We start from the raw sequence: 2,029 nt of genomic DNA, 5'->3' as shown, positions 1-2,029 counted from the left end.
CGCCCGGCGGGTGGTGGTGGTCCGCGCGATCACCGACGCGGACGACCCCACGGCCGCCGCGCGCGAACTCCGCGCGGAACTGGACTGAACCGTCGCCGACACGCGGGCCGGCGGGTCCCCGGTCAGTCGGTGAGCTCCTTGGTCAGCGTCCTGCGCAACACCTGCCGGGGCTTGGCGTCGAGGTCATCCCCACCTCGTCGTCGTCGCCCCCTCCGACCCCAGGAGTCCGGCGCCAGACCGGGTAGGAGCGTGAGGACCCTCCCCAGGCCCCCGGCCGGCCACTCGACGTGGGCGTGTTCGACCTTGACGGTGGCGCGGCGGCCGCGCATCACCAGGGTCATGACCCCGTTGTGGAACCAGATCCCGTCGGTGACCTCCCACCTGACCCGTGGCTCCCGCACGCCCACGGCCTCGGCGAGCCGGCGGTTCAGCGCGGGCGCGGGAGACCGCACCGAGATCCGGTTGACCATCCGGATCGACTTCTGTAGAGGATTGCGGAACGGGGACATGACCAGCTGGTGCACCCGAGTCGGCGACCCGGCCACCCGCGGCGCGGTGAGCTCGACCTCCTCGAGGTAGGAGCAGTGGACGTCGCCGCCCAGCATGAGGATCGAGGCGGGCGCGCGCCCGTGATCCCCGGCCGCCACCTCGGTGAGCAACCCGATCAGGTCGTCGAAACTGTTGCGGAAGGCCGCCCAGTGCTCGAGGTCCACCGTCAGCCGCACCCATTCGCCGATCCGGGCGCTCAGCGGCTTGTCCGGCCGGTCGCGGCTCACCGCCTCGTTCCACCCCTCGAGATGATGCAGCGCCGGCAGCATGAACGCGGGCAGGGACGACGCGATCACCAGGTGGTCGACCTCGGCCCCGAGGCAGGCCTTCCGCGCCCACTCCCACTCCTGCGGGTCCATCACGCGCCGGTCGGCGGGGTCCAGCCGGCGGGAGGCCCGCACGTCGAGCATCACCACCCGCACCCGCCCGAAGTCGCGACTGAAGCTCCACCGTGCGGTGCCCCGGTCGGCGTCGGCGGACAGGGCGAACTCGTCGAGGATCCGTTCGCGTTCGGCATCGGACCGGGCACCCCGGACCGCCCGGTACACCTCGTCCTGCTCAAGCTCCCGCGGCGCGAGATTGCCCAGGTGCTGGTAGACGAAGTAACTGGCGAACGCCCCCCTCACGCGGTCGCGCCACCACGGCTGGGCCGTCATCTCGCGGCGCCAGGCGTGGGAGGAGTTCCAGTCGTCGCGCAGGTCGTGGTCGTCGAGGATCATGCAGCTGGGCACGGTGGACAGCAGCCAGCGCACGTCCGGGTCGCGCCACGACTCGTGGTACAGCCAGGAGTACTCCTCGAAGTCGCAGATCTCCCCGGACACGTCCCGGTCCCCACCGTCACCGGCGGAGTCGCGCACCGACCGGGGCCCCTCCCCGGCCCGACGGCGCGCCGCCAGCCGCTCGGTGATCTCCCGGCTGGGGATGTCGGCGTACACCTGGTCGCCGAGCAACAGCATGGCGTCGGGCCAGTCGTCGTGCGCCGTGTGGGCCATCTGATGCGCGAGCGCCACCAGGGCGTCGGCCCCGATCCGGCGCAGCGCCACCGGGGTCTGGCTCTCCCCGCGGCGACAGGACCCGAAGGACAGGCGGACCGTGTCGTCGGCGCGCGGGGTGCGGATGACGCTGGGGCGGTCCGGCTCCAGTGGCCAGGCGGGTACACCGTCGAGCGCCACCTCGTAGGGCGTCTCCACGCCCGGCTCGAGATCACGAAGGTGCAGCACCGCGAAGTGGTGCCCGTGGACACCCCACGACTGTTCGGAGGCCTCGCCGTCGCCGGCGCGGATCGTCACCGTGCACGGCGCGGACACCTCGACCCACACCGTCGCGTCCGTGCTGTCGACGTACCGCAGCATGGGGCCGACCAGGATCTCGGGCGGCGTGGGGGGCTGACTCATTGCACCAGTGTGCACGCGGGCCGGGGGGTGCCGGGCGCGATGGGTGCGGCAGGGGTCCTCAGGGGCAGTCAGGGGCAGTCAGGGGC

The 2,029-nt window shown here is 72.6% G+C and carries 1 protein-coding gene and 1 pseudogene; one reads left to right on the top strand and one right to left on the bottom strand.

The features are described from left to right. Positions 1-88 (top strand): annotated as a pseudogene (locus tag G6020_RS17220) (thiamine phosphate synthase); the annotation flags it as partial. A 34-nt stretch (positions 89-122) separates the two neighbouring features. Here the strand turns inward: G6020_RS17220 and G6020_RS14165 are convergent. Beyond that, positions 123-1,943, bottom strand: coding sequence for an alkaline phosphatase D family protein (locus G6020_RS14165; RefSeq protein ID WP_182611050.1), 1,821 nt, complete (start codon positions 1,941-1,943; stop codon positions 123-125). Positions 1,944-2,029: the final 86 nt, after the last annotated feature.

It is taken from the genome of Dietzia sp. B19 (genome assembly GCF_014145155.1).
Classification (GTDB): domain Bacteria; phylum Actinomycetota; class Actinomycetes; order Mycobacteriales; family Mycobacteriaceae; genus Dietzia; species Dietzia natronolimnaea.
This window is presented reverse-complemented; position numbering and strand designations above follow the sequence as displayed.

What these genes read in the sequence shown, in the direction of transcription:
- G6020_RS14165 (WP_182611050.1), bottom strand. Translation starts at nt 1,943, where the DNA reads ATGAGTCAGCCCCCCACGCCGCCCGAGATCCTGGTCGGCCCCATGCTG.